Origin of the sequence: Luteibacter flocculans, from assembly GCF_023612255.1 — a bacterium.
Taxonomy (GTDB): domain Bacteria; phylum Pseudomonadota; class Gammaproteobacteria; order Xanthomonadales; family Rhodanobacteraceae; genus Luteibacter; species Luteibacter flocculans.
Map to the genome: position 1 here is coordinate 3,373,959 of NZ_CP063231.1, position 25,219 is coordinate 3,399,177.

Genomic DNA, 25,219 nt, shown 5'->3' on the forward strand with positions numbered 1-25,219 from the left:
TCTTCGTCTCCGGATGACTCGAATGTTCAGACGCTCGATCGCGATCGTTTGCCTGCTGCTCGCCGCCCCTATCGGGGTTCTCGCCGCCGATTGCCCCACGACTCTCCCTCGCACGGGAGAACTGATCGGTCGCGGGCTACTGGATGCCGCCACGCCGGATGCCGGGCGCGAACGGCTCGGCAAGCTGCTGCTCTGTTCCGCCGTGGCGGGCAACGCAGTCAGCCAGGAAATCGCCGGATCGCTCTACCGCTGGGGCCCACGACATCCTGCGCACGTGTTTGCGGAAGATCACGACCGGGCACGCGACCTCCTTACGGCCGCAGCCGGACACGGGCGCACCAGCGCCATGCTCAAGCTCGCGGAACTCGAACTGGCCGACGGCCACGCGCACGAAGCGCTGGTCTGGACACAAGTGGAAGGCGTGTTCTATCGCCGGCTGACTAACCGCGACGATGACGGCGACTCGTTGGTAGGTGCCGGCTATTACACGATGCTGTTGAAGCGCGCGATGGACGCCGTGAGTTCTTACGATGCGAACGCGCTGCAAACCGAGGTCGATGCGCGCGTGGCGGCATTGGACAGGCAAATAGCCGCGCAGCCTGCTTCCACAAAGAACGCTGGCCGCCTGGGCACACCGAAGATTCCGCCACAGCAGCATGTCAGGAACGCTTCGCCGACCGAGCTGAATCAGGGCGCGTATGCGCAGTATTTCGTGGAGATCGGCCCCGATGGGCGCGCGCGACGCAGTTGGATGATCGACGCCTATCCTGATCCTGGCAGCGGCCTACGCATCGGACGGGTAGTGCCGCAGATCCGCTGGAGCGAAGCTCCCGCGGGCGACCAGGACATGCGCTATGCCCTGGTGCCGGTAAGCATGGGAAGCCTGCGCAAGACGGTTCACCTGCAATAGGGACCGTCAGCGTCGGTCAGCCCTGCACGATCGCCTGTTCGATCGCGCCGAAGATCGACGCACCGCTCGCATCCGTAACGTCGATGCGCACGGTGTCGCCGAACGAAAGGAACGGCGTAGACGCCTTGCCGTCGCGCAAGGTTTCCACGGTGCGTTGCTCGGCGAGGCAGGAGGCGCCCTTGGAGGTGTCCTCGTTGGCGATCGTGCCGGAGCCCACCAGCGTGCCCGCCGTGAGCGGGCGGGTCTTGGCAACGTGGGCCACGAGCTGCGCGAAGTCGAACTGCATGTCCACGCCGCACTCGGCTTCGCCGAACCACTTGCCATTGATCCATGTGCGCATCGGCAGGTGCAGTTTCTCGTCGCGCCACGCATCGCCGAGTTCGTCGGGCGTAACGAAGACCGGTGACAACGCCGAGCGCGGCTTCGACTGCAGGAAACCGAAGCCCTTCGCCAGTTCGGCGGGGATGAGGCCGCGCAGCGAGACGTCGTTGACCAGACCCACGAGCTGGATGTGCTCAGCGGCCTGCGCCGGCGTGACGCCCATGGGGACGTCATCGGTGACGACGAGCACTTCGGCTTCCAGGTCGATGCCGAACGCTTCGCTCGACACCACGACCGGGTCGCGCGGCCCGAGGAAACCTGCGCTCGTCGCCTGGTACATCAGCGGGTCGGTGTAGAACGACGCCGGCACCTCTGCGCCACGCGCACGGCGCACGCGTTCGACGTGCGGAAGATACGCACTGCCGTCCACGAATTCGTACGCACGCGGCAGCGGCGCGGCGAGTTTGGTCACGTCGAGGTCGAAGGCGCCTTCTGCCCTGCCCTCGGCCAGGTCTTCCGACAAGGCGTTGAGTCGCGGGGCCACCGAACGCCAGTCGTCCAAGGCCGCCTGCAGCGTCGGCGCGATGTCGCCCGCCTTCACGGCGCGCGTGAGATCGCGGTTGACGACGATGAGCGTGCCGTCGCGGCCGCCCTCCTTCAGCGAAGCGAGTTTCATGCAGTTCCTTTTCGTCAGTCGGCTGACGGATCGAAGTGTTTCGCGAGATCGCGCCAGCACTCGTAGTAATCGCCTTGCAGGCCCGGCGAAGCGAGTGCCTGCCGCACCGGTCGGATCACCTTGCGCGTCTCGAACATGAAGGCCATGGTGCCTACGATGTGGTCGGGATGCGAGGTGTCGGCGCCGGACGCCTTCTCGAAGCTGGCCGCATCCGGACCGTGCCCGCTCATGCAGTTGTGCAGGCTCGATCCGCCCGGCACGAAGCCACCGGCCTTGGCATCGTACGCGCCGTCGATCAGCCCCATGAATTCGCTGGCGACGTTGCGATGGAAATACGGCGGCCGGAACGTGTGCTCCGCCACCAGCCAGCGCGGCGGGAAGATCACGAAGTCCATGTTCGCCACGCCGGGCGTATCGCTCGCCGAGGTCAGCACGGTGAAGATCGACGGGTCCGGATGGTCCACGGCGATCGAACCGATCGTGTTGAAGCGGCGCAGGTCGTATTTGTACGGCGCGTAGTTGCCATGCCAAGCAACGACATCGAGCGGCGAATGATCGATCGTCGCCTGCCATAGCTCGCCCTGAAACTTCGCCACCAGAGCGAAATCGCCATCGAGGTCTTCGTACGCCGCCACGGGCGTGAGGAAGTCGCGCGGGTGAGCAAGCCCGTTCGCGCCGATGGGACCGAGGTCGGGCAGATACAGCGGCGCACCGAAATTCTCTGCCACGTAACCGCGTGCGTGCCCGTCCGGCAGCTCCACGAGGAACCGGATACCGCGCGGCACGACCGCGATTTCCAGCGGCTCGACGTCGAGCACGCCGAGTTCGGTGCGAATCCGCAGCCGCCCCTGTTGCGGCACGATCAATAGCTCGCCGTCGGCATCGTAGAAATAACGCCCGCTCATCGAGCGGTTGGCGGCGTACAGATGGATACCGACACCGGCCTGTTCTGCCGCGCCGCCATTGCCTGCCATGGTGAACAGACCATCGAGGAAATCGACCGGCTGCACCGGCATCGCGAGCGGATCCCAGCGCAACTGGTTGGGTGTGGCGGGCGCTTCGTCGAAGCGATTGTGGAATGTGCCCGGCGCCAGTTCGGTAAACGGCGAATGCTGTGCTGCGGGTCGGATGCGGTACAGCCAACTGCGCCGATTGCGGTGGCGCGGCGCAGTAAACGCGCTGCCGGACAGCTGCTCGGCGTAAAGACCCTTCGCGACGCGCTGCGGCGAATTCTGGCCGGTCGGCAGCACGCCTGCTACCGCCTCGGTGGCGAACTCGTTACCGAAGCCGCTCTGGTAACCACGGGTATCGTCGGTGTGGCTCATCGGGGTGATCCTTGAGATGAACGCATCGCGGCGCGGCCCTTCGTGGGTCCGCGCCGCGCTTATCCTAGCGTTGCCGGTACGGTCAGAGCACGCCGCGGCGCATCTGATCGCGTTCGATGGACTCGAACAGGGCCTTGAAGTTGCCGTTGCCGAAGCCTTCATTGCCCTTGCGCTGGATGATCTCGAAGAAGATCGGGCCGACGTTGTTCTGGGTGAAGATCTGCAGCAGCAGCTTCGTCTTGGTTTCGTCGTCCGCGTCGATCAGCAGCTTGTTCTCGCGCAGGCGCGGCACGTCCTCGCCATGGTTCGGCACGCGCTCGTCGATCACTTCGTAATAGGTATCCGGCGTGTCGAGAAACGCGACGTTCTGCGCGCGCATGGCTTCCACCGAGTCGTAGATATTGTCGGTGAACAGCGCGATGTGCTGGATGCCCTCGCCCTTGTACTCGCGGAGATACTCGTTGATCTGCGACTTCTCATCCGACGACTCATTGAGCGGAATGCGCACGAGGCCGTCCGGTGCGGTCATGGCCTTGGAAACCAGGCCCGTCTTCGCGCCCTTGATGTCGAAGTAGCGGATCTCGCGGAAATTGAAGAGGCGCTCGTAGTACTCCGACCACTTCTCCATGTTGCCGAACTCGAGGTTGTGCGTGAGGTGGTCGATGAAGGTCAGCCCGAAGCCCTTGGGACGACGATCCACGCCCGGCAGCCACTCGAACTCGGCCTCGTACGCCTCGCCCTTGGCGCCATAAGTGTCGATCAGATAAAGCGCCGCGCCACCGATGCCTTCGATCGTCGGCACCTGCAGGGCCAGCGTTTCGGGCTTGTGCGCGATCTTCGTCGCGCCATTGGACAGCGCCGTCGCCTGCACGTCCGTCGCCGGGCGATTGAAACGGATGGCGAAGCCACACGCCGACGGGCCGTGCTTGGCTGCGAAGTCCGCGGCGAAGGAACCGGATTCCTCGTTCACCAGGAAATTGCAGTCGCCCTGGCGGTACAGGGTGATCTTCTTCGTCTTGTGCCGCGCCACGGCCGTGAAGCCCAGGCGCGGGAACAGGTTGTGCAGGAGAGCCGCATCCGGCGCAGCGAATTCGACGAATTCGAAGCCATCGACGCCTTGAGGGTTCTCGAAGGTGGTGACTTCCATACCGATATTGGGCTGGGCGCTCATGGGCGATACTCCTGGGGTCGGGGGCGGCTTGCGCCGTTTACCCGCCCCTTATAGTTTCAGTTGTAACCATTTGCAAGGATTCGCGCAGCATGATCACCGACACCGTCCCCGCCCATGCCCCGCTGGAGTTGGAGCGCTTCCTGCCCTATCGCCTGTCGATCCTGTCGAATACGGTCAGCCAGTCGATCGCCACGGAATATCAGGACCGATTCGAACTCAGCATGACGGAATGGCGCGTGATGACGATCCTCGCCCGCTTTCCGGAGGTTTCGGCGCGGGAAGTGGTCGAGCGCACGGCCATGGACAAGGTGGCGGTGAGCCGCGCCGTGGCGCGGCTGGTCGAAGCGGGACGAGTGGATCGCAGCACGCACGGCGGCGACAAGCGCCGCTCCGTGCTGAAACTGTCCGAGGCGGGCTGGGCTATCCACGACGAGGTGGCGCCCCTGGCACGAGCCCACGAGCGCGATCTGCTGGCAAAGCTGGACGAAGCGGAACGCGTGCAGCTCGACCGCATCCTGGACAAGCTGCTGGGGCCATGAGATCGCCAGCAGGCTGGCTCCCACCACCTTGCCAGCCCTCCATGCAATCGCCAGCAGGCCGGCTCCCACCGCCTTGCCGGCCCACATGAAATCGCCAGCAGGCCGGCTCCCACCACCTTGCCAGCCCTCCATGCAATCGCCAGCAGGCCGGCTCCCACCGCCTTGCCGGCCCACATGAAATCGCCAGCGAACTGGCTCCCACTACCTTGCCGGGCGGCCATGAAGTCGCCAGCAAGCTGACCCCGCCGGTGGGAGCCAGCCTGCTGGCGATCGGGCTTACTTCACGCCGTGCATCAACCGGTTGATCAGCGGGGCTATCAGGAACAGCACGATACCCGCGCCCACGAGCAGTTCGAAGCTGAAGGTGAACCCGGACAGCGCCGAGCCGACCGTCATGCCCGTCTCGCCGCTGATGTGGCCCGCAAGCAGGCCGGACAGGTTGTTGCCGATCGCGGTGGAAAGGAACCAGCCGCCCATCGCCAGACCCACGACGCGAACCGGCGCGAGCTTGGTCACCATCGACAACCCGATCGGCGACAGGCACAGCTCACCGATGGTCTGCAGCACATAGCAAGCCGCAAGCGGCCAGAACGGAATGAGGCCGTTACCGCCGACGAGGCTCTTCAGCGCATACATCAGCACCAGGAAGCCCAGCGCGTTGAAGATGAGGCCCAGGCCGAACTTGCGCGGAATCGACGGCTCCTTGCGGAAGCGTGCGGACCAGCCCCAGGCAAGTGCGACGATCGGCGCAAACACGAGGATCGCCGCGGAATTCACCGACTGGAACCAGCCGGTCGGGAATTCCCAGCCGAACATCTGCCGATCGACGATGTTCTGCGCAAGGAAGTTGAACGAGCTGCCGGCCTGCTCGAAGAACATCCAGAACAGCACGTTGAAGGTAAACAGCAGAAGCATCGCAATCACGCGGTGGATCTGAATGCGATCGTGGCGCACCGCCTCGATCACCAGCATCGCCGCCACGCCGATGAACAGCACGCCGAGCAGCCATGCGATGAAGATCGCGCCCGCCTTCGCCATGAGCAGGTAGACGAGCGGAATGGCGACGATAACCCCGCCGATGACCGCGAGCAGGTTCTTACCTTCGTGACGCTCCGGCGGCGGTACGCCCACGCCCTTCAATTGACGCTTGCCCAGCAGGAACCAGATGAAGCAGATCACCATGCCGACGCCGGTGGCCGCGAACACCACCTTGTAGTTCTGCTGCAGCGGCGTGTCGGTGATGACGGAGGCCAGCCAACCGGTGAACAGCGGCGCAAGGAACCCGCCGAGGTTGATGCCCATGTAGAAGATGGTAAAGCCGCGATCGCGTCGATCGTCCCCGACCGGATAGATCTGCCCCACCAGCGACGAGATGTTCGGCTTGAACAGTCCGTTGCCCACGATCACCGTGGCGAGACCGGCCAGGAACACCTGCTGATTCGGCACCATCACCATGAACAGGCCTGCGCCCATCACGGCAGCGCCCAACAGAATCGAGCGCTGGTAGCCGAGGATGCGGTCGGCCACCCATCCACCGAAGATCGCGGAGGCATAGACCAGCGCCAGGTATGCACCGTAGGTGCGGCTGGCATAGCCCTGGCCGGAGGCATCGCCGTTGAAGAACTCGGCGACGATGTACAGGGTGAGCGCCCAGCGCATGCCGTAGAAGGCGAAGCGCTCCCAGAACTCGGTCATGAACAGCATCCATAAAGGACGCGGGTGACCCATGGTCTGCGGGTAGTCGGGCACGGCCCGGGCAGTGGCGGGGGCGGTCGGTGTCATGGCTTCCCTTGAAGACGGTTCGTGCAAGGTGTTTAGCCGGACCGGCCGAAGGCGTCAAATCTTGCGCATCCGTGGGAGCCCCGATGGCGGATGTGAATCTGAAGGTGGGAGCTTGCCGGTGGGAGCTTGCCGGTGGGAGCCAGCCTGCTGGCGATGGGCGCTTGCCTCGTGGCTACACCGCTTCGTTGGCTTATCGCCACCAGGGTGGCTCCCACCTGTCTTTATCTACGAGCCGAGGATCGTCCTTACTTCGATCAATTCGGGGAAGAAACTCTGCTCCAAGGCTTTGCGCAGAAAGGCCACGCCGGACGAGCCGCCCGTGCCGGGGCGGAAGCCGATGATGCGTTCCACGGTCTTCATGTGGCGGAACCGCCAGAGCTGGAACGCCTCCTCGATGTCCACCAGTTGCTCGCTGAGGTGATATTCCGGCCAATGCTGGGCGGTGTCCTCGTAGATGCGCTTGAACACGGGCAGCAGCGCAGGCTGGCTGCGCCAGGGCTGGGTGAAGTCACGCTGCAGAAGCTCTGGCGGTACCGGATGGCCGCGCCGGGCGAGATAGCGCAGAAACTCGTCGTACAACCCGGGTGCCTCGAAGACCTGGCGCAGGCGCTCATGCGCGACCGGGTCGTGCTCGAAGACGCGCAGCATGTCCGCGTGCTTGTTGCCGAGCAGAAACTCCACCATGCGGTATTGCAGGGACTGGAAGCCCGACGAAGGGCCCAGCACCTCGCGGAACTGAAGGTATTCGGCTGGCGTGAGCGTTTCCAGCACGCCCCACTGTTCGTAAAGCTGTCGCTGCACTTGCTTGACCCGGGCAAGGATCTTCAAGGTGCCGTCCACATCGTCCGCGCGCAGGTGGGCCAACGCTGCGCCGAGCTCGTGGATCATCAGCTTCAACCACAGTTCCGAGGTCTGGTGCTGGATGATGAACAGCATCTCGTCGTGGTGTGCCGGCTCGCTGCGCGGATGCTGGGCCGAGAGCACCTGGTCGAGTTGCAGGTAAGCCCCATACGTGAGGCGCCCGTCGAGATCGGTTTGAATGCCGGGTTCGAGGTCGCGTTGCGGATTGGCCATGGGACGCTTTCACATTGAGGGGTTGACAAGGCCTGGAAGCCGCGCCGCAAAGCCATTGCCGAAGCCATGACACGGATAGTCATGCTGCGCCGTACCTTGCCGGGTGATAATACCCCTGATATCTAGTCCGGCTCGCAAGAACTCAAAAGCCGTGTCGTGCCCCGCTGGATGGGCCTGGCCGCTTCCCCACTCGTGCGTGTCGTTTCTAACCTTCCCCTGGGAGCGAGTCGTGTCCATCGCCGCCAAGTTCGAAATCGAATACCTGCAATACCTTGACCAGGACGGCAAGGAAACCGGTAAGGAACTCCCGGAATTCGCCAAAGACCTCGACCACATGGTCGAGCTCTACAAGCTCATGGTGTCCACTCGCGTGTTCGACGCGAAGTCGATCGCGCTCCAGCGCACCGGCAAGCTGGGCACCTATGCGTCGTGCCTGGGTCACGAAGCCGCGCACGTCGGCATCGGCAGCGCGATGCGCCGTGAAGACTCGCTCGCGGTGTCGTACCGCGAATACGGCGCGCAGCTCTACCGCGGGGTGAAGCCGCGTGAGGTCTACACCTATTGGGGTGGCGACGAGCGCGGCAATGACTTCGCCGACGCACCCGCGCACGACTTCGCCTGGTGCGTGCCCATCGGTACGCAGTGCCTGCACGCCGCGGGTTCCGCGCTGGCCTTCAAGATTCGCAAGGAGCCACGCGTCGCCGTCTGCACGATCGGTGACGGTGGTTCGTCCAAGGGCGACTTCTACGGCGCGATCAACGTCGCGGGCGCGCAGCAGTTGCCGCTGGTCGCGGTCATCGTCAACAACCAGTGGGCGATCTCGGTGCCGCGTCGCATCCAGAGCGGTTCCGGCACGCTGGCCCAGAAGGGTATCGCGGCCGGCCTGCACTGCATCCAGGTGGACGGCAACGACATCATCGCCGTGCGCAAGGCGATGGAAGACGCGCTCGAGCGCGCGCGCTCCGGCAACGGCGGCAGCGTGATCGAAGCGGTGACCTACCGCCTCGGCGACCACACCACCGCCGACGATGCACGCCGTTATCGCGGCGAGCAGGAAGTGAAGGACGCCTGGCAGCGCGATCCCGTGCCGCGCCTGCGCAAGTGGCTCGAAGCGAAGGGCAAGTGGGACGACGCGAAGGAAGAAGCCTGGAAGGCGGAATGCGACGACTGGATGGACAACGAGGTCAACGCGTACCTCGAATCGAAGGTGCAGCCGGCAACGGCCATGTTCGACTACCTGTACGCCGAACTCCCGGCCGACCTCGAAAAGCAGCGTGAACTCGCCGCTTCCCTCGATCGCAAGTAAGGACTTCTTCCCATGGCACAAATCACTCTCATCGAAGCGGTGACCCAGGCGCTCGCGTACGAAATGCGCAACGACGATCGCGTCGTCGTGCTGGGCGAAGACGTTGGCGTCAACGGCGGTGTCTTCCGCGCCACCCAGGGTCTGCAGGAACAGTTCGGCGAAGAGCGCGTCATCGACACGCCGCTGGACGAAACCACCATCGCCGGCATCACCGTCGGCCTCGCCGCGCAGGGCATGCGCCCCGTAGCCGAGGCGCAGTTCGAAGGCTTCATCTACGCGATGATGGAACACATCGCCTGCCATGCTGCGCGCATGCGCAATCGTACGCGCGGTCGCATGACCGTGCCGGCCGTGTGGCGCGCCCCCTGGGGCGGCGGCATTCGCGCACCGGAGCATCACTCCGAGGCCAACGAACACCTGTTCACCAACATCCCCGGCCTGCGCGTCGTGATGCCGTCGTCGCCTGCGCGTGCCTACGGCCTGCTGCTCGCCGCCATCCGCGATCCGGACCCGGTGATCTTCTTCGAGCCGAAGCGCATCTACCGCCAGTACAAGGAAGAAGTGCCCGACGACGGCGAGGCGCTGCCGCTCGACGTGTGCTTCGTGCTGCGCGACGGCACCGACGTGACCCTGGTGACCTGGGGCGCGCAGGTGAAGGAATGCCTCGAAGCCGCCGACGAACTCGCGGCGAAGGGCATCAGCGCCGAGGTGATCGACGTAGCGACGCTCACGCCGCTCGACTTCGACACCATCGCGGAATCGGTGACCAAGACCGGTCGCTGCGTCATCGTGCACGAGGCGCCGAAGACGGCCGGCTTCGGTGCGGAGATCGCCGCTCGCCTGTCCGAGGAATGCCTTTACAGCCTGCTCGCGCCGGTGGAACGCGTGACCGGCTTCGATACGCACATTCCGCTGTTCCGCCTGGAAATGAAGTATCTGCCCAGCGTCGAACGCATCGTCGAAGCCGCCGAACGCACGCTCGCCGCCTCCTGAGGAATCGATAGACATGGCCGACATCAAGACCTTTTTCCTGCCGGACCTCGGCGAGGGCCTTCCCGACGCGACCGTCGTCGAGTGGCACGTCAAGGAAGGCGACACCATCAAGCTCGACGCCCCGCTGGTGTCGATGGAAACCGCGAAGGCCGTCGTCGACGTGCCGTCGCCGTACTCGGGCACCGTGAAGAAGTTGCACGGCGCGGCCGGCGACATCATCGAGACCGGCTCCCCCCTCGCCGACTTCGAAATCGACCCGAACGCGCGCCAGCGTGCGGAGGCGGAATCGACCGGTCACCACCACGGCCCGAAGAAGGGCGTGGGTAGCCAGGCGCCGGACGACGCCTCCAAGGTCATCGCCTCGGACGATGGCGGCGAGATCGATTCCGGTAACGGCGGCGATCGCGAAGACGAAGGTACCGTCGTCGGCGCCATGGTCAGCGGCAACGCCGTGCACACCGAGCAGGTCAGCAGCGCGGGTGGCGTCAAGGCTGTGCCGGCCGTCCGCGCCGCCGCCAAGAAGCTCAAGGTCGATCTCACCCGCGTGCAGCCGACCGGCGCGGGCGGCGTGATCACCATGGCCGACGTGAAGAACGCCGCCGCCAACGGCAGTGCCGCACTGGGCAGCGCGCCCGCGCGTCCCGCCGCTGCGCAGCACCTCGCCCCCACCCTGCCCGAACCGGGTCCGGCGCCGCAGCGCACGGCCGTGTCGCAGGCGGGCAAGGCCGTGCGTACCGCGCCTCCGGGCAAGGACGCCATGGGCCAGCCCGAGCAGTTGAAGGGCGTACGTCGCAACATGGCGCGCGTCATGGCCGAGGCACATGCCAACGTCGTCCCGACCACCATCGTCGACGATGCAGACCTCCATGCCTGGATCGGCAAGCAGGACATCACCGCCCGCCTCGTGCGCGCGATCGTGGTCGCCTGCAAGACCGTGCCGGCACTGAACGCCTGGTTCGACGGAAAGAACCTCAGCCGCACGCTGCATCCGCACGTGGATATCGGCATCGCGGTGGATACCGAGGACGGCCTGTTCGTGCCGGCCCTGCGCAATGCCGATGTGCTCGACGGCGCCGGCATCCGCGCCGCGATCAAGCGTCTGCGCACGTCGGTGGAAGACCGCAGCATCCCGGCGTCGGAACTCGCTGGCTATACGATCAGCCTGTCCAACTTCGGCATGTTCGCCGGCCGTTACGCCACCCCGGTGGTCGTGCCGCCGACCGTCGCGATCATCGGCGCGGGCAAGCTCAGCCACGACGTGGTGGCGGTCATGGGTGGCATCGAGGTGCACCGCCGCATGCCGCTGTCGCTCACCTTCGACCACCGCGCCGCCACGGGCGGGGAAGCCGCGCGCTTCCTGAAGGCGATGATCGACGATCTAGGCCTGCCGAACTAAGTCGTTCGCTGTCGGGTGGGAGCCAGCCTGCTGGCGATGGGTGCTTGCCGCGAGCACCCATCGCCAGCAGGCTGGCTCCCACCTCGGTATCCTGTGCACCATGCTCAATAACGACACCCTCCGCAGCATCCGCTACATGCTCGATCTTGGCGACGTCCACGTCGTCGACATCATGAAACTCGCCGGCTTTCCCGCCACGCGCGAGCAGGTCGAGCCTTGGCTTCGCAAGGAAGACGAACCCGGTTTCGCCGAGATGCCGGACGCCGCCATGGCGCATTTCCTCGACGGCCTCATCATCCATCGCCGTGGCCGCGACGAAAGCCAGCCGCCGCGTCCCGTGGAAACGCGGGTCAACAACAACGTGGTGCTGAAGAAGTTGCGCGTCGCCTTCGAACTCAAGGAAGACGACATCCTCGCGATCATGACCGAGGCCGGCTTCCGCGTGTCGCGTGGCGAGATCAACGCCCTCTTCCGCCAGCCCAAGCACACCAACTTCCGCCTCTGTGGCGATCAGTTCCTGCGCAACTTCCTGAAGGGTCTGACGCAGCGCCTGCGCGGCCGCTGAAGCTGTAGCGGCGACACCACGCGGCTCGGTCCGTTACAGCGGACGCTTCTTCCAGACGAGCTGGCGGACCACCAGCGCAATGAGCAGCACCGCGAGGAACGCACCGTAGCCGTATAGCGCCGGCACAACCTGCTGCCAGATGGCGCCGCTCTTCGGCCCGAACTGATCGGCGACTGGCAGCTCCACGGCGTCGAAGGCCAGCAGGGCCGACTGGATGGCGGCCACCGTGGCCGCCACGAGCGCCAGCACGTCGAACGCTCGCCGGGTCATGTTCCGCAGCAACGACTTGGGATACGCCCAGTACGCCCAGCCCAGCACGACCAGCCAAGGCGCCAGCAGCATGAGGGCCAGGTAACGCATGTCAGGCGCCCTGGCGAGGCGCGGCGGCCTTCGCGGCGGCTTCTTCCGCCGTGGCGACAGCCAGCGCATCGAGCGCACTGCGCAGGCGCAGTACGCCAGCCGCCCGCGCTACCTCGTCGGGATAGGACGCGCCATTCGCCGCGACGACGCCGTCCAGCAGCAGCGCCACGTGGTCGCCCTGCGACACGATGGTGGCGTGCGCGCCACCCAGGGTCGATAACGTCTGACGCAGCACGCCGGCGGCTTTCGGATCGGCAAACGGAACCGAGAGCAGCAACTCTTCACCGTCCGCACCGAAGAGACGGAAACGGAAGCTGCCGTCGGTGTCGCGGAAGCTCGCGAAGCGCGGTGGCTTGACCTTCGGCACCGGGGCGACCTCGGCCGGCTCGTCCAACGTCTTGGGCGTGTGTCGCGCACTGCGCAAGCCGACGGCATCGCGCAGCGTTTCCAGCAACGGACCGGCGATCGAGCGCGCCTTGGCCGCGCCGGCCAGCAGTACGTCTTCCATGTCGTCGGGCCGCGCCATCAGCGTGTCGTAGCGCTCGCGCATGGGCGCCACTTCAGCTTCGATGCGCTCGAACAACACCTGCTTCGCTTCGCCCCAGCCGATACCCTCGTGCAACGCATCCGCAAAGGCGGCCGTTTCCGCAGGCGATGCAAACGCCTTGAAGATCGTGAACAGCGCGGAGTCCTCGGTGTCCTTCGGCTCGCCCGGTGCGCGCGAGTCGGTCACGATCTTCATGATCGCGTCGCGCAAGCCCTTCGGACCGCCTTCGAACAACGGAATGGTGTTGTCGTAGCTCTTGGACATCTTGCGACCGTCGAGCCCGGGCAACGTGGCCACCTGCTCTTCGATCAACGCCTCCGGCATCACGAAGAACTCGCGACCGTAGGTGTGATTGAACCGCTGGGCGATATCGCGCGCCATCTCGATGTGCTGGATCTGGTCGCGGCCGACCGGCACCTTGTTGGCGTTGAAGGCGAGGATGTCGGCGGCCATCAGTACGGGATACATGTAGAGGCCCGCGGTGACGCCTGCGTCCTCGTCTTCCTTGTTCTCGAGGTTGCGATCCACCGCCGCCTTGTACGCGTGGGCGCGGTTGAGCAAGCCCTTGCCCGTGACGCAGGTCAGCAGCCACATCAGTTCGGGGACTTCCGGGATATCCGACTGCCGGTAGAACGTGGCTTTGCTCGGGTCCAGGCCGGCGGCCAGCCAGGTCGCAGCGATCTTCAGACGGGAGGCCTCCACGCGATCGGCGTCGTCGCTCTTGATCAGCGCGTGGTAGTCGGCCATGAAATAGAACGCGTCGACGTTCGGATCGCGGCTCGCCAGGACGGCGGGCCGGATGGCACCGACGTAGTTGCCGAGGTGCGGCGTGCCGGTGGTGGTAATGCCGGTAAGGACGCGGGTATGCATGGGGGACCTGAAGCCTGGGCGGACGAAATCCGTCCGAGTGTAGCCCGCACGGCCGCCGGTCGGCGACCCGGCCATGCGGCAGGTTGCCGCGCGCCGGGCGTCAGCGCATCAGGGTCGACTTGCCGAACAGCGACTCCACGAGGTCCACGGCCAGCTTCGCCGTCTGGTTGCGCTTGTCGTAGGCGGGATTGAGCTCGACGATGTCCAGCGACCCCACCCGGCCCGTGTCGGCGATCATTTCCATCACGAGCTGCGCCTCGCGGTAGTTCGGGCCGCCGCGCACCGTGGTGCCCACACCGGGGGCGATGGACGGGTCCAGGAAATCGACGTCGAAGCTCACGTGCAGGTGGGTGGTCTCGTCCACGCCAGCCAGCGCCTCTTCCATCGCCGCCTTGATCCCGATCTCATCGATGTAGCGCATGTCGTAGATATCGACGCCCACTTCATGGACGAAGCGCTTTTCGCCCTCGTCCACCGAGCGGATGCCGATCTGGCGGAACACGTCGGGCGTGGTGGCCGGTACGGTCCCGCCGATATGCGTAAGCACGTCGGGGCCGTAGCCGCACAGGCAGGCCACGGGCATACCGTGGATGTTGCCCGAGGGCGTGATCTGGCTGGTGTTGAAGTCCGCGTGAGCATCGAGCCAGAGCACGCGGAGCTTCTTCCCGGTGTCGCGGCAATGCCGCGCCACCGCCGAGATCGAACCGATCGCAAGGCAATGATCGCCACCGAGCACGATCGGGAGGCGGCCCTCGGTCAGTTCGGCGTGCACGGCCTCATGCAGCGAGGTGTTCCACTGGGCGGCCTCCGGCAGGTGACGGTAACCGTCGGTCGGCGGCTGCCACGGGTTCAACGGACCGCTGAGGTTGCCGCGATCGACCACGTGCATGCCGCGCTTCGCCAGGCGTTCGCCCAGCCGGGCCACGCGCAGCGCCTCGGGTCCCATGGAACTGCCACGGTGACCGGCGCCGATATCGGTAGGGACGCCGATGAGGGCGACCGAGCGGGTGATTGGACTCATGGGGAAGACTCAGGGAGAGGGATGTTCGTGCACCAGCGTGCGGCCGTCGGCACGCCAGGCATCGGCGCTGCCTTCGAGCAGCCGCACGTGGGTGTAACCAAGGGATTGGAGCGTGTCCCGGGCGCGGGCTGCGCGCTTGCCCGACTTGCAGTAAACGACCAGTTCGCGATCGTGCGGAATGCCCAGCACACCGTGGCGCGCTGCGACCTCGTCAACCGGCACGTTGAGTGCGCCCGCAATGTGCCCATCGCGGTATTCGGCGGGGGTGCGCACGTCCAGCAGCGCCGGCGGGTCGTGCGCCGCCATGCGCGCGGCAAGGCCATCACGCGACAGCGCCTGGCCCCAACTGACGGCAGGCAACAGCACGAGGGCGAGCAACACGGACAGGCGAATGGGGATCATGTCCGAAGTTTACACCGCCCCCTGAAACAGCCACGTTGCAGCGCGACAGACCCCTCGTTCGAGCACGGGGGAAGCCGATGGCCTCCGGGCAGTCACAACGTGCCTTTGGTGCTCGCCCCCGCGTTGGGCACCACGTGATTATTCGCCCCCGCCTGCCAGACAGCTTTCTGGTCGCTGCGGACGAGACATTTCCATTCCACATCGAAGGCGGCCGTCAGCGTGATGTTGCCGGTCCAGGTAGGGTAGGCCGAGGGTTCCAGTTTCACCGCGCGCGCCGGATCCCATTGGCCCAGCTCCTTACTGGAGCCCACGGCGTACACGCTTTCGCCGGCTACGGTGTTGCCGTTGTCGCAACGAAACGCCACGATGAAGGATGACGCGGTACCGCTGTGCCAGAGACGGACCTTGCCCCCGTCGTCCTCCAGCGCCGGTACAAAGCTGTCGTCTACGAGATCGCGTGGCTCGAGAAGCGTTGAATTCAGCGCGAGGACGAGGCGCTGCGAATCGCCAGTGACGACCGCCACCAGGCCGCCGTCCCCGACCTTGAACGTTACTGCCGATTGCGCACGCACTCCGGCGTCACGACGCAGGCGAATCAGACGACGCAGGTAATCGTGCAGCTGTGTGGAAGGATCGTCACCATACATATCGGGCCAATAGACGGTGGGCGTACCTGGCGTGGAAAGGATGTAGGCATACGCCATGCGTCGCAGGTCCGCTCGCAGCGGCCAATGGTGCTGACCACCGTATTGGCCGGGCGACGGACCCGTGTCGTGGTTGTCCACGAAGGTGACCGCCACCTCGCGCCAGCGAGGATCCGGATTGCCATTGAGACCGAAGCGCCAGTCGGCCACCCCTCCGTTCTGCATGCGCTCTTTCAGAGCAAAATCGAACACCGTGCAGTGCGATTCGTCGGACCACGCTTTGAGCAGGTCCTGCCAGGATTTCGAGTGACGGGGATCGTCTACGGGGAACTCCGAGGGACCCTTCCAGTACTCGCCCACGCAGAACCCGGCGTCGTCGGTGTCGCGCATCCACTGGTCCACGTGGCTACCTGCATATCCGCGCACGAAGTCGAAGCGGAAACCCTCCGCACCATACTCAGTTCGCAGCGAACGCAACTCACCGTCGAACAGGGCGAGGTTCGCCGCGTTCGCCAGGTTGAGATCGGCGGAGCCGTCGAGAAAGGGGTCGCCGTCGTCGCAGGTCGCGCAGTCGCTGCGTAGACGGTTCTCGCCCTTCGGTATCGATACGCCCGCACCATCCACCCCGGGACGATGGTGATTCGGCACGATGTCGTAGATCGGCTTCACATTCGCCGCCTTCAGCGCCGCCGCGACGGTGCGTAGTTCGGCTTCCGTGCCGTAGCCACCGTTCTTGTCGAAGTCGTGCCAGAAATAGCCTTCTCCACCGCCACTCGTGCCGGCGTCCTTGTTTTCCCAATGCGACGTGTCCCGCCACGGCGGCGGCATCCACACCGCCGAGAACCCATCGTCCGCAATGCGCGCAGCGCGCTCCTTCATGACCGTATACCAATGCTCCGGCGACCTTACGGAATTCCAATGAAATCCTTGAAGAAGGATTTCGTCGCCGCCGTGGTAGCGCACACCTGCGGGCGTTTTTCCCGATTGGTCGACCGCCAGCGCCATCGAGGCACACGCGAGCTGAAACGCGATGATGATTCCGAGCGTACGGTATTTCATGGCTGGCCCCTCCATGGACACGGCAACGACCATCCTCCGTCAGAACTCGGCATGCCATCCGCCATAGGATGTAGTAGGCGCTACAGAACCGGCACGGAAGCCGATGGGCTGCGGATAGCAAAGGACAAATACGACGAGCCGATGTATCGCCTGACAGATGAACAAGGCACCATAGCCGCCAACTTCAACGACCCGCGAACCATGATCCGACTGGACGACGTGCAGGTTTTCGTACTGGCGGCCGATGCCGGAAGCTTCTCGGCGGCCGCCCGCCTTGCGGATAGCACGCCCGCCATGGTGAGCCACGCTGTGCAACGTCTGGAGCGGGAACTCGGTGCGCGGCTGTTCGTGCGCTCCACGCGCAGCATGCGGCTATCCGACGATGGCGAGCGCTATCTGCCGCATGCGAGGGCGCTGCTCGACGCGCTCACGAGCGGTTCGCGCGCCTTGGCCGAAGGACGTGGCGACATCGCGGGACCGTTGCGGCTCGCCGTGCCGTCCGACCTGGGGCGCCATCTCCTGCTGCCCTGGCTGGATGCGTTTCAAGCCGAACACCCGGGCATTTCCCTGCAATTGCGCATCAGCGATCGTTCGGCCGACCTGCATCGGCATCCGCTGGACGCCGCCGTGCGCTACGGCACCCTCGACGATTCCGGCCTCGTGGCCTTGCCGCTCGCGCCCGACAACCTTCGCGTGCTCTGCGCCGCACCCGAGTACATCGCGCGCCACGGCGCACCCACGCATCCCGACGAACTGCGCGATCACAATTGTCTCTGCTTCGTCTGGGGCGACCAGATCCACGACCGCTGGACCTTCGCACTGCCACGCGGTCCGCACACGGTGAAGGTGACCGGCAACCGGATCAGCGACGACGCCGAAGTCGTCCGTCGATGGGGTCTGGCGGGCCACGGCATCATGTACAAGTCGCACGTCGACGTCGTCGGCGATCTCGCCGCCGGACGCCTGGTCGATCTCCTCCCCGGCATGGGCGAACGCGCGCCGCTGAATCTCGTGAGCGCACACCGCTCGCAACTGACGCCCGCCGTGCAGCGACTCAAGGACTTCCTGCGCGCACGACTGGACGAACTGCTTCGCTGATCGAAGCCCGCATCGTTTCGTTGCCTAGATCATGGCGACGAGCATGGCGCGAAACGTCCGCGTGTCCGTTCAGGCGATGTCCGCGGACGCAAGGTCGCCGCTCGAAAGCTCTTGCGACTCGCATTGAAGCGCACTGCGAATCGGCCCTATCGCGATGGCATCACCGTTGGCACGAGCGTTGCTCCCTTCTCTTCAAGAAAGAGAATCGCCACGTGATCACATCGGCAGACCTGAAGACAGCGCCCCGCGCCTTCCAGCGCCTTCCTTGGAAGGTGCAGATGTTCGTCGTGTTCTACCTGCGGGCGAACCGTTACGCGTGCACGGAAGGAGAACGCGACCTGGCCGCCGAACTTGTGGAAGAGCGCATCGCCGAACATCCCGTCGAACACCGCGATCTCACGGCGATACTCGATCGGCACTTTCCGCGGGAACGGCTTTAGTCGCGTACGCCTAAGGGAATGCTGTCGAATCTGGCCATCTCACCAACGATGAGACGGCAACAACCGGTGGGTATCGTACCGGCCAGAAGAATCATTCAGCCAGATCAAATACTTATCGCATAAAGCAAAAAGCCGGCTATCGCCGGCTTTTGAGAACTCAGCGGGAAGCTGACTAGCCGCCCTGCGTATCGTTGTCGCGGAACATGGTCGTACTCCCTCTGGTGTGGGTGGACTATAGCTCAAAATTTGGCGCGGAAGGTGACTGGTACCGAAGGCTTCAGATTCACTGTGGCAAATACTTCCGCCGAATCACCGGACGCCAAGGTGTGCTGGCCCGTGATGTTGACGAACTTCGGTCGCTTTGGGTCGGGATGAGGTTCGATACTCAAGATCTGGCCCACAAGGTTGGTCACAACAATGCTGAATTTCTCAGCGAATCGATTCGTACCTGTCCAGAAGTTGTCGACCGCCTTCACCCATCCTTCGTATTCGTACTCATACCTGAGTTCCCCATGCGGCGGGATTTCAAGCTGGACGGAGCCGTCATACCTATGTCCACCGACAAGTGGCACGGGATGTGCGAGGTGGGATTTCTTTGGCCCATGATGACCGAAGCTGTCACAAGCGACCGTCTCGACTCGGATCAAGTTGCCTACATGGGAAGAATGACCGGGCACCGGATCGAACAGGACCCGTACCGGCATCGTCTGCCGATACTCATCCCATTTCATCATGTTCACGATGGTCATTGAGATAAGTACGTTTACCCTGACCACGCCGTTGACTGTGTCAAACTCGACGAAACTGTACTGAGACTCCGCGCTGCGGATCACGGAACCGAGAAGCATCAACTCTTCAGTGAGATAGTCTCGCGTCGCCTCGTTGTCCTCCAGGCGCGCTGAGTACAAATAAGCGATACGGTCACCGATCGCATCTTCATCTGGCTTCCGCAACGAACCTAGATAGGCGAATGCACCGAGCAGCGCAAACCCTACGACGCCTGCCAGCAGCGAATCCACGAACGATGAGACTCGAGCCGCCGAGAAGTGGGCAGCTTCCGGGTACAGTTTCCAAACAGCCCCGTAGCAAACGAGGACCGCGCCCAGCGAAAGAAGCATTGCCCACGCAACACTTTTCAATCCCCGGCGGACCGCGGGGGATACCCCGGCGAAGAAGCGAATTCGAAGTCCCATGCCCGAGCATCCGTTGCCTAGTTCTTGACTGCTCCAAGCAGCTCAACTGATTGCTCAAGCGCAGACTAATAATGTTGCTGGTGCCGGCACCCGGATTCGAACTGGGGACCTACCGCTTACAAGGCGGTTGCTCTACCAACTGAGCTATGCCGGCGAAGGTGGGGAGTTTATCAGAAGCACCCGGTGGTTCGCGCCGTTATGCCTGGGGTGCGGATGCCACGGCGGATGTCGGCGCTGGCTTCATCGGGGACGACCACGTCGAGCCACCAGACCGGGGTGGTTTCGGTGCGTTCGCTCATACGGGCAGGAAAGCCGGCGGCGACCACCTCGTCGCGCCGTTTGCGCGCATTGGCGGGGTCGTGGAAGAGGCCGAGCGCGACCGAGTTCTGCAGTTCGCCCTGCGCGGTGACCACGAAGTAATCCTTGATGCCCTTGGCGTCGAGGCGGCGTGCCTGGGCCAGCGCCTGCTCGCGCGTCGCCAGCGCAGGGAGGAACACGCGCCAGCCGCGCGATTCGCTGGTCTGTTCCTGGCGCTGCCGGCTGCGCACAGTGCGCGGCGCGAGTGCGCTGCGGGCCGCACGCAGGTCGACCTGATTCGCGAAAGGCCCCAGCGCCAGGCAGCGATAGCTGCGGCGCGCGCTGGTGGGTGCTGCCGACGTGGCGGCGGCCAGGGGATCCGACGGTGCGGCGATATTCTTCGCTGGCGGCTTGGCTGCGGGAGCGGAAGCCGTGGCAGCGGGTGTCGGCGCGAACGGCTGACCGGGCGTGCTTGCCGCAGGGGACGGTTTACCCTCCGACGTGGCGGTCGCGACAGCCGCCGTGACAGCAGGCGCCGGCGACGCGGTGCTGCCTGGCGGCACGGGCAGTTCGGTCAGCAGTTTCAGTTTCGGCACGCCGCCGTCGGTGGGATCGACCGCGTGCGTACCGGAATCGCCCAGCAGCAGCCATGCGGCTACCGCGATGTTGAGGGCAATCAGCAGAACGAACAGCAAACGCAGCAGCATGGGGGCCTTGGAAGTCCGGTTGGGCCTGCGCGCGTTCCCCTGTAAGAACCGGCGGCTTCGGGATTCTAGGGGATATTCTTCTCGGTCTGGGCATGGGTGGTCGCCCAGACGGCCAAACCGCGCAAGACGGCATCCGGCACGAGCGTCACCTCGTGGTCGAGCAATGGCGCAAGCAGATTGGCGTCCCCGCCACCGAGCGTTACCGCAGGGCGTCCGCCGAGCAGCGGGGTCGCACGATCCACGAAACGCTCCACCAGGGCAGCACAGGCCTGCCAGCAACCGGACGCGAGGCCATCTGCGGTGTTGTCGGCGAGATCGCGCACCGTGCCTGCGCCATCCGGGCGCACCTGCACGGTGGCACCGAGTACGGATTGCTGCATCAGCAGTGGCCCCGGCGCGATCCACCCACCCAGATGCCGGCCATCGGCCGACAGCGCGTCGAGCGTGAGTGCCGTGCCGACGCTGGCGAGTACGCACGGTGCACGGCCAGCGGCGAAGGCATCGACCATCGCCAGGAAGCGATCGACGCCCAGGCGATGGGGCTCCGCGTAGGCGTTGGTGACGCCATTGGCCAAGGCAGGGGTACGCACCCAGAACGGGCTGTGACCGAACGCCTTGCCGGCCGCCACGGCGACGGCCGTCTCACGCGCGCCATCCACCACCGAGGCGCCGACGATCCGTTCGGGCGTGGGCCAATCGGCCCACAGCGTGGCGAGCTCGTGCGCGATGTCGGCATCCCAGCCGAATGCGCCGCGATGAGTGAACTCGCCCTCGTGCAGCAAGGCGAACTTGAGTCGGGTATTGCCCAGGTCGAGCAGCAGGATCATGGGGCGTTCCGGCGCACGGAAACCTCGGCGCTGTCGACGGTGACCCGCACGCCGTCGGGGCGACGCACGCACAAGGCGCCGCGATCGTCGACGCCTTCGCCCACGGCTTCGTACTCACCCCGCGGATCGAGAATGCGCAGCGGCTCGCCACGAAGCAGGTCGCTCGCTGCGTACTCGTCGGCGAAGGCGGCGAAACCGTGGCGGTCGAAAGTACGCAGGCCTTCGGTCAACTCGGTCACCACCGCAGCGGCGATCCGGTTGCGACCGGGCGGATCGCCGCCGAGCAAGGCGGCGAGGTCGGTAATCGGTTGCCCCGCACGCTCGTGCAAGGTATCCGGCAGGCGAATGTTGAGGCCGACGCCGATCACGGCAGCGCACGGACCCGAGTATTCGCCGGACAGTTCCACCAGGATGCCGCCGAGTTTCGCGTTGCCGGCCAACAGGTCATTCGGCCATTTGAGGCCCGCGGTGCGGATGCCCAATTCGCCAAGCGCGCGGACCAGCATCACGCCCACGGCGAGAGACAATCCGGACAAGGCCGCGAAACCGCCATCGAAACGCTTCAGCGCCGAGAGGTAGAGATTCATGCCCGGTGGCGACAACCAGGTGCGGCCCCGACGTCCGCGCCCCGCGGATTGCGCCTCGGCGATCACGAACGACAGATCGTCGAGCACCGGGATACGCCGCGCCAATTCGCTCGACGTGGAATCGATGTCCCAATGCACTTCGAGCATGCCAACGTGGGCGGCTATGCCAGGATCGAGGGCAGCACGGATGCGCATGCTCTCCAGCAGCTCGGTGGTCCAGGGCAGACGATAACCGCCGCCGACCTTCGCCTCGATCGGCACGCCCTTAAGGCGCAAGGCTTCGATCTGCTTCCAGACGGCGGCGCGGGTGACGCCCGCCTTCCTGGCCAGGGCCGCGCCGGACACGGCTTCGCCACCGGCGAGGGCTTCGAGAAGATCGCGTGCAAGCATGGGCGCCGGGCCGTCAGGCGGCCGCTGTCGAGGGAGGGGAAGGCCGAAACATCCGGCGATTCTAGGGGATTTCGCCTCGCATGGCGCCGGGGCTTGCGCCGACACACCTCCAGCACTGGCACCGTCGTGAATTTTCTGCGAGGATCGGTCGTCCCCCTCCACGTCCCGAGGGGCCTCAGGGTAGACCGATGAACGCCAGACCCTACATCCTCGGATGTCTGTGCCTCGTCGGTGCCGCCGGCACCGCCGCCGCTTCCGACATCGACCCGACAAGTGGTCTGCTCTCCATGGGCGGATCGTCGACGTCGTCGTCGTTCGAAGGCAGTTCGCGGTCGTCGCAGGGCAGCCATGATGGCGTTGGTTATTCCATCTCAATCCGCCCGGCCGCCGGCCCGCAGCGAACCGCGCCACCCGCCCCGGTGTCGTCGCCAGCAGATGCAGGCGATGCAGCCGATAGTGTGCGTGACGACGCCCTGCCCCTTCGTGGCAGCGCGCCGAGCTGGCAGTCCCTGCTTCCCGGCTCCATGCTCTGATCTCGTCCGGCTGTCCTTCGTGGGTTTCGTTCAGTCGTTGATCGCGCGTTTTCGCGCGCCCGTGCCACCGATCGACGATGCCTCCTGGCGCCAGGCCGTGGAACGTGTGCCGCTGGCCCGCGCCCTGGATGCGCCGCGACAGCACTACCTGCGCCAACTCGCAGCCATCTTCCTGCACACGAAGCGCTTCCACGCGATGGGCGACGCCGTACTGGACGATTTCTGGCGCCTGGCCATCGCCATCCAGGCAAGCCTCCCCGCCCTGCCGCACGGCCCGAAAGCCTTCAAAGGCTGGACGAACGTGCTGATCTATCCGGGCGAGTTCAACGTGCGGCGCAGCCACTACGACGCACCGAGCGGCGTGGTGACCGACAGCGACGACACGCTGATCGGCGAAGCGTGGGAGCGCGGCCCGATGATCCTCTCGCTGGCCGACGTAGCGCTCGACCTCGAGGCGCCGTGGGACGGCTACAACGTCGTGATCCACGAAATGGCACACAAGCTCGACATGCTGGCAGGGACCGCGAGCGGTGTGCCGCCGCTGCCGGCGTCCATGAATCGGCGGCAGTGGATCGAGACGATGCAGCGTGCGTTCGACCGGCTTACCAAGTCGGTGGAGCGCGGTCGGCACACCGCCATCGACCCGTATGCGGCCGAGGCGCCGGAGGAATACTTTGCAGTGACGAGCGAGCTGCACTTTTCAAAGCCAGCGCTCTTACGCGAAGCCGAACCGGATGTAGCGACGTTGCTGGATGCGTTCTACGGCCCGTCGCCCGCGCCTGGTGCCTAGGGCGGAGGCAGCTTCACGCAGAAACGTGCGCCGCCGAGTTCTTCCGAACGATCCACATTGAGTTCGCCCTGATACGCCTTGACGATGTCCTGCACGATCGACAGGCCGATGCCGTGGCCCTGCACGCGTTCGTCGCCGCGCACGCCGCGCTGGAGAATCTTCTCGACCTTGTCCTCGGGGATGCCGGGACCGTCATCCTCCACGATCAGTTCGAGGCCGCTGCGACCGCCCATCTTGCCCACTGAGCGCGCCGTAAGCAGCACGCGATGCGACGCCCACTTGAACGCGTTCTCGACGAGGTTGCCCATGAGCTCGAGCAAGTCGCCCTGCTCGCCGGGAAAGGTCACACCTTCTTCGATCTCGAACTCGCACAGCACGTTCTTCGCCGCGTAGACCTTTTCCAGGCTTTGCACGAGGTCTTCCGCGTGTCCGGCAATCGGTTCCACCGACGCGATGGTGCGACGCCCGGATGTAGCGGCACGCGACAGCTGGTACGCCACGAGCTCGTCCATCCGGCGCACCTGATCGAGAATGTCACCGCGCAGGTTCGTCGCATCGCCACCGGTTTCCAGCTGCGAACGAATCACCGCCAGCGGCGTCTTGAGGCTGTGCGCGAGATCGGCAAGCGTGTCGCGATAGCGCGATCGCTGCTCGCGTTCGCTGTCGATGAAGGCATTGAGGCGCCGCGTGAGCACTGTCAGTTCCACTGGATAAGGACCATCCAGATGGTCACGCGTGCCGCGCTCGATATGTGCCAGATCGCTGGACACACGACGCAGCGGCAGCAGACTCCAGCGCAGCAGGAATAACTGCAGCAGCATGAGCATCATGCCGAGCATGGCCAGCCACAGGAACTGCGTGCGCCGGTAGGTCGCAACCTGGCGTTCGAACTGGTCCTCGGTCTGCGCGACCGCGAAGGTCAATGGCACGCTGCGTTTTTCGGTACTGTCGAGCGACACACCGTAGCTGAAGACGTAGAGCTTGCCACTGCGGGTTTCGACCGGCTCGAACGCCGTCTCGCCCGGCGAGAGCATGCGCACGAAGTCGAAGTCACGACCCAGTGCAGAAGAGGACTCCCAACGAAACCCATCGTTGCCCACGATGATCGCGTAGAGCCCCGAGCCCGGGCGCGAAAAGTCGGGATTGGGCTGACTGTCGGGCGTGGTGACCTTGCCGGCGCGCGTGATGTCCGTGCCGGTGATGTACGCAATGGCGTAGTTGTGCAGCCGGTCGTGCATGGCCGACAGCTCGGACGCGTAGTTGGCCTTGTTCTGCGCCAGACCGGTCAGACCAAGAAATGCGGCAAGTGCGAAGCCCGTAGCGAGGGCCGCACGTGCGGCCAGCGAGAGGGGGCGCCGTTTCGTTGAAGCGTTGTCCATGCTTCGAGCCTACCTCA

At 65.1% G+C, this 25,219-nt stretch carries 25 protein-coding genes and 1 tRNA gene; 10 read left to right on the forward strand and 16 right to left on the reverse strand.

The window, feature by feature from the left end; all coding sequences use genetic code 11:
* Positions 1-22: 22 nt before the first annotated feature.
* Positions 23-910 (forward strand): hypothetical protein, encoded by an 888-nt coding sequence (locus tag IM816_RS14685; RefSeq protein ID WP_250338646.1) that lies wholly within the window; start codon positions 23-25, stop codon positions 908-910.
* Positions 911-926: 16 nt separating this feature from the next.
* Here IM816_RS14685 and IM816_RS14690 read toward each other — a convergent pair whose 3' ends face one another.
* The 3 genes from IM816_RS14690 to hppD form a co-directional block, all read right to left on the reverse strand.
* Positions 927-1,907 carry a fumarylacetoacetate hydrolase family protein gene (locus IM816_RS14690; protein WP_250338647.1) on the reverse strand — a complete coding sequence of 327 codons (981 nt, stop codon included), beginning with the start codon at positions 1,905-1,907 and terminating at the stop codon, positions 927-929.
* A 14-nt stretch (positions 1,908-1,921) separates the two neighbouring features.
* Positions 1,922-3,232 carry a homogentisate 1,2-dioxygenase gene (gene hmgA / locus IM816_RS14695; RefSeq protein ID WP_072321935.1) on the reverse strand — a complete coding sequence of 437 codons (1,311 nt, stop codon included), beginning with the start codon at positions 3,230-3,232 and terminating at the stop codon, positions 1,922-1,924.
* Between the two features lie 82 nt (positions 3,233-3,314).
* Positions 3,315-4,379 carry a 4-hydroxyphenylpyruvate dioxygenase gene (gene hppD / locus IM816_RS14700; RefSeq protein WP_250340779.1) on the reverse strand — a complete coding sequence of 355 codons (1,065 nt, stop codon included), beginning with the start codon at positions 4,377-4,379 and terminating at the stop codon, positions 3,315-3,317.
* Positions 4,380-4,492: 113 nt separating this feature from the next.
* On the opposite strand from hppD, the gene IM816_RS14705 reads away from it, so the two are divergent.
* Positions 4,493-4,942 carry a MarR family winged helix-turn-helix transcriptional regulator gene (locus IM816_RS14705; protein WP_072321937.1) on the forward strand — a complete coding sequence of 150 codons (450 nt, stop codon included), beginning with the start codon at positions 4,493-4,495 and terminating at the stop codon, positions 4,940-4,942.
* A gap of 276 nt (positions 4,943-5,218) precedes the next feature.
* Here the strand turns inward: IM816_RS14705 and IM816_RS14710 are convergent, their stop codons facing one another.
* The gene (locus IM816_RS14710) at positions 5,219-6,724 is read right to left on the reverse strand and encodes a peptide MFS transporter (RefSeq protein ID WP_072321938.1); all 1,506 of its coding nucleotides are present in this window, start codon (positions 6,722-6,724) and stop codon (positions 5,219-5,221) included.
* Between the two features lie 225 nt (positions 6,725-6,949).
* Complete coding sequence (locus IM816_RS14715) at positions 6,950-7,798, reverse strand: tryptophan 2,3-dioxygenase (protein WP_250338648.1); 849 nt, start codon at positions 7,796-7,798, stop codon at positions 6,950-6,952.
* A 229-nt stretch (positions 7,799-8,027) separates the two neighbouring features.
* Between IM816_RS14715 and pdhA the strand changes: the two genes are divergently transcribed.
* From pdhA to IM816_RS14735, 4 genes are all read left to right on the forward strand, one after another.
* Positions 8,028-9,104 carry a pyruvate dehydrogenase (acetyl-transferring) E1 component subunit alpha gene (pdhA, locus tag IM816_RS14720; RefSeq protein ID WP_072321940.1) on the forward strand — a complete coding sequence of 359 codons (1,077 nt, stop codon included), beginning with the start codon at positions 8,028-8,030 and terminating at the stop codon, positions 9,102-9,104.
* Between the two features lie 12 nt (positions 9,105-9,116).
* A complete protein-coding gene (locus IM816_RS14725; protein ID WP_072321941.1) occupies positions 9,117-10,097 on the forward strand; it encodes an alpha-ketoacid dehydrogenase subunit beta in 981 nt (326 codons plus the stop codon).
* Between the two features lie 13 nt (positions 10,098-10,110).
* Positions 10,111-11,493: a dihydrolipoamide acetyltransferase family protein gene (locus IM816_RS14730; RefSeq protein WP_250338649.1), complete on the forward strand. Its 1,383-nt coding sequence runs from the start codon at positions 10,111-10,113 to the stop codon at positions 11,491-11,493.
* 100 nt (positions 11,494-11,593) lie between these two features.
* Positions 11,594-12,058 carry a YehS family protein gene (locus tag IM816_RS14735; protein WP_072322321.1) on the forward strand — a complete coding sequence of 155 codons (465 nt, stop codon included), beginning with the start codon at positions 11,594-11,596 and terminating at the stop codon, positions 12,056-12,058.
* 33 nt (positions 12,059-12,091) lie between these two features.
* Here the strand turns inward: IM816_RS14735 and IM816_RS14740 are convergent, their stop codons facing one another.
* From IM816_RS14740 to IM816_RS14760, 5 genes are all read right to left on the reverse strand, one after another.
* Positions 12,092-12,418 (reverse strand): hypothetical protein, encoded by a 327-nt coding sequence (locus IM816_RS14740; protein ID WP_250338650.1) that lies wholly within the window; start codon positions 12,416-12,418, stop codon positions 12,092-12,094.
* Position 12,419: 1 nt separating this feature from the next.
* Complete coding sequence (locus IM816_RS14745) at positions 12,420-13,835, reverse strand: tryptophan--tRNA ligase (RefSeq protein WP_250338651.1); 1,416 nt, start codon at positions 13,833-13,835, stop codon at positions 12,420-12,422.
* Between the two features lie 100 nt (positions 13,836-13,935).
* Positions 13,936-14,856 (reverse strand): arginase, encoded by a 921-nt coding sequence (rocF, locus tag IM816_RS14750; RefSeq protein WP_250338652.1) that lies wholly within the window; start codon positions 14,854-14,856, stop codon positions 13,936-13,938.
* A 9-nt stretch (positions 14,857-14,865) separates the two neighbouring features.
* Positions 14,866-15,258 (reverse strand): rhodanese-like domain-containing protein, encoded by a 393-nt coding sequence (locus IM816_RS14755; protein ID WP_250338653.1) that lies wholly within the window; start codon positions 15,256-15,258, stop codon positions 14,866-14,868.
* A gap of 92 nt (positions 15,259-15,350) precedes the next feature.
* Complete coding sequence (locus tag IM816_RS14760; RefSeq protein WP_250338654.1) at positions 15,351-16,961, reverse strand: glucan 1,4-alpha-maltotetraohydrolase domain-containing protein; 1,611 nt, start codon at positions 16,959-16,961, stop codon at positions 15,351-15,353.
* Between the two features lie 201 nt (positions 16,962-17,162).
* On the opposite strand from IM816_RS14760, the gene IM816_RS14765 reads away from it, so the two are divergent.
* Together IM816_RS14765 and IM816_RS14770 are read left to right on the forward strand one after the other, a co-directional pair.
* Positions 17,163-18,059 (forward strand): LysR family transcriptional regulator, encoded by an 897-nt coding sequence (locus IM816_RS14765; protein ID WP_250338655.1) that lies wholly within the window; start codon positions 17,163-17,165, stop codon positions 18,057-18,059.
* Between the two features lie 212 nt (positions 18,060-18,271).
* The gene (locus IM816_RS14770) at positions 18,272-18,499 is read left to right on the forward strand and encodes a hypothetical protein (protein WP_250338656.1); all 228 of its coding nucleotides are present in this window, start codon (positions 18,272-18,274) and stop codon (positions 18,497-18,499) included.
* A 239-nt stretch (positions 18,500-18,738) separates the two neighbouring features.
* On the opposite strand, the gene IM816_RS14775 is transcribed toward IM816_RS14770, so the two are convergent.
* The 5 genes from IM816_RS14775 to IM816_RS14795 all read right to left on the reverse strand — a co-directional run bounded on the left by IM816_RS14775 (position 18,739) and on the right by IM816_RS14795 (position 22,500).
* Positions 18,739-19,692, reverse strand: a complete 954-nt coding sequence (locus IM816_RS14775; protein ID WP_250338657.1) for a hypothetical protein — start codon at positions 19,690-19,692, stop codon at positions 18,739-18,741.
* 78 nt (positions 19,693-19,770) lie between these two features.
* Positions 19,771-19,846, reverse strand: a tRNA-Thr gene (locus IM816_RS14780).
* 16 nt (positions 19,847-19,862) lie between these two features.
* The gene (locus IM816_RS14785; RefSeq protein WP_250338658.1) at positions 19,863-20,696 is read right to left on the reverse strand and encodes an SPOR domain-containing protein; all 834 of its coding nucleotides are present in this window, start codon (positions 20,694-20,696) and stop codon (positions 19,863-19,865) included.
* A gap of 65 nt (positions 20,697-20,761) precedes the next feature.
* Positions 20,762-21,523 carry a type III pantothenate kinase gene (locus tag IM816_RS14790; protein ID WP_250338659.1) on the reverse strand — a complete coding sequence of 254 codons (762 nt, stop codon included), beginning with the start codon at positions 21,521-21,523 and terminating at the stop codon, positions 20,762-20,764.
* Positions 21,520-22,500: a biotin--[acetyl-CoA-carboxylase] ligase gene (locus IM816_RS14795; RefSeq protein WP_250338660.1), complete on the reverse strand. Its 981-nt coding sequence runs from the start codon at positions 22,498-22,500 to the stop codon at positions 21,520-21,522. Before IM816_RS14795 ends, IM816_RS14790 begins: the two co-directional genes overlap by 4 nt.
* A 188-nt stretch (positions 22,501-22,688) precedes the next feature.
* Between IM816_RS14795 and IM816_RS14800 the strand changes: the two genes are divergently transcribed.
* Together IM816_RS14800 and IM816_RS14805 are read left to right on the forward strand one after the other, a co-directional pair.
* Complete coding sequence (locus tag IM816_RS14800; RefSeq protein WP_250338661.1) at positions 22,689-23,033, forward strand: hypothetical protein; 345 nt, start codon at positions 22,689-22,691, stop codon at positions 23,031-23,033.
* 19 nt (positions 23,034-23,052) lie between these two features.
* Positions 23,053-23,823: a M90 family metallopeptidase gene (locus IM816_RS14805; RefSeq protein WP_250338662.1), complete on the forward strand. Its 771-nt coding sequence runs from the start codon at positions 23,053-23,055 to the stop codon at positions 23,821-23,823.
* Here IM816_RS14805 and IM816_RS14810 read toward each other — a convergent pair.
* Positions 23,820-25,202: an ATP-binding protein gene (locus IM816_RS14810; protein WP_072321954.1), complete on the reverse strand. Its 1,383-nt coding sequence runs from the start codon at positions 25,200-25,202 to the stop codon at positions 23,820-23,822. The genes IM816_RS14805 and IM816_RS14810 overlap by 4 nt on opposite strands.
* Between the last annotated feature and the right edge of the window lie 17 nt (positions 25,203-25,219).

Coding starts and splice junctions, on each gene's coding strand:
- IM816_RS14685 (WP_250338646.1), top strand. CDS start 23: ATGTTCAGACGCTCGATCGCGATCGTTTGCCTGCTGCTCGCCGCCCCT.
- IM816_RS14690 (WP_250338647.1), bottom strand. CDS start 1,907: ATGAAACTCGCTTCGCTGAAGGAGGGCGGCCGCGACGGCACGCTCATC.
- hmgA (WP_072321935.1), bottom strand. CDS start 3,232: ATGAGCCACACCGACGATACCCGTGGTTACCAGAGCGGCTTCGGTAAC.
- hppD (WP_250340779.1), bottom strand. CDS start 4,379: ATGGAAGTCACCACCTTCGAGAACCCTCAAGGCGTCGATGGCTTCGAA.
- IM816_RS14705 (WP_072321937.1), top strand. CDS start 4,493: ATGATCACCGACACCGTCCCCGCCCATGCCCCGCTGGAGTTGGAGCGC.
- IM816_RS14710 (WP_072321938.1), bottom strand. CDS start 6,724: ATGACACCGACCGCCCCCGCCACTGCCCGGGCCGTGCCCGACTACCCG.
- IM816_RS14715 (WP_250338648.1), bottom strand. CDS start 7,798: ATGGCCAATCCGCAACGCGACCTCGAACCCGGCATTCAAACCGATCTC.
- IM816_RS14725 (WP_072321941.1), top strand. CDS start 9,117: ATGGCACAAATCACTCTCATCGAAGCGGTGACCCAGGCGCTCGCGTAC.
- IM816_RS14730 (WP_250338649.1), top strand. CDS start 10,111: ATGGCCGACATCAAGACCTTTTTCCTGCCGGACCTCGGCGAGGGCCTT.
- IM816_RS14735 (WP_072322321.1), top strand. CDS start 11,594: ATGCTCAATAACGACACCCTCCGCAGCATCCGCTACATGCTCGATCTT.
- IM816_RS14740 (WP_250338650.1), bottom strand. CDS start 12,418: ATGCGTTACCTGGCCCTCATGCTGCTGGCGCCTTGGCTGGTCGTGCTG.
- IM816_RS14745 (WP_250338651.1), bottom strand. CDS start 13,835: ATGCATACCCGCGTCCTTACCGGCATTACCACCACCGGCACGCCGCAC.
- rocF (WP_250338652.1), bottom strand. CDS start 14,856: ATGAGTCCAATCACCCGCTCGGTCGCCCTCATCGGCGTCCCTACCGAT.
- IM816_RS14755 (WP_250338653.1), bottom strand. CDS start 15,258: ATGATCCCCATTCGCCTGTCCGTGTTGCTCGCCCTCGTGCTGTTGCCT.
- IM816_RS14760 (WP_250338654.1), bottom strand. CDS start 16,961: ATGAAATACCGTACGCTCGGAATCATCATCGCGTTTCAGCTCGCGTGT.
- IM816_RS14765 (WP_250338655.1), top strand. CDS start 17,163: ATGATCCGACTGGACGACGTGCAGGTTTTCGTACTGGCGGCCGATGCC.
- IM816_RS14775 (WP_250338657.1), bottom strand. CDS start 19,692: ATGGGACTTCGAATTCGCTTCTTCGCCGGGGTATCCCCCGCGGTCCGC.
- IM816_RS14785 (WP_250338658.1), bottom strand. CDS start 20,696: ATGCTGCTGCGTTTGCTGTTCGTTCTGCTGATTGCCCTCAACATCGCG.
- IM816_RS14790 (WP_250338659.1), bottom strand. CDS start 21,523: ATGATCCTGCTGCTCGACCTGGGCAATACCCGACTCAAGTTCGCCTTG.
- IM816_RS14795 (WP_250338660.1), bottom strand. CDS start 22,500: ATGCTTGCACGCGATCTTCTCGAAGCCCTCGCCGGTGGCGAAGCCGTG.
- IM816_RS14800 (WP_250338661.1), top strand. CDS start 22,689: ATGAACGCCAGACCCTACATCCTCGGATGTCTGTGCCTCGTCGGTGCC.
- IM816_RS14810 (WP_072321954.1), bottom strand. CDS start 25,202: ATGGACAACGCTTCAACGAAACGGCGCCCCCTCTCGCTGGCCGCACGT.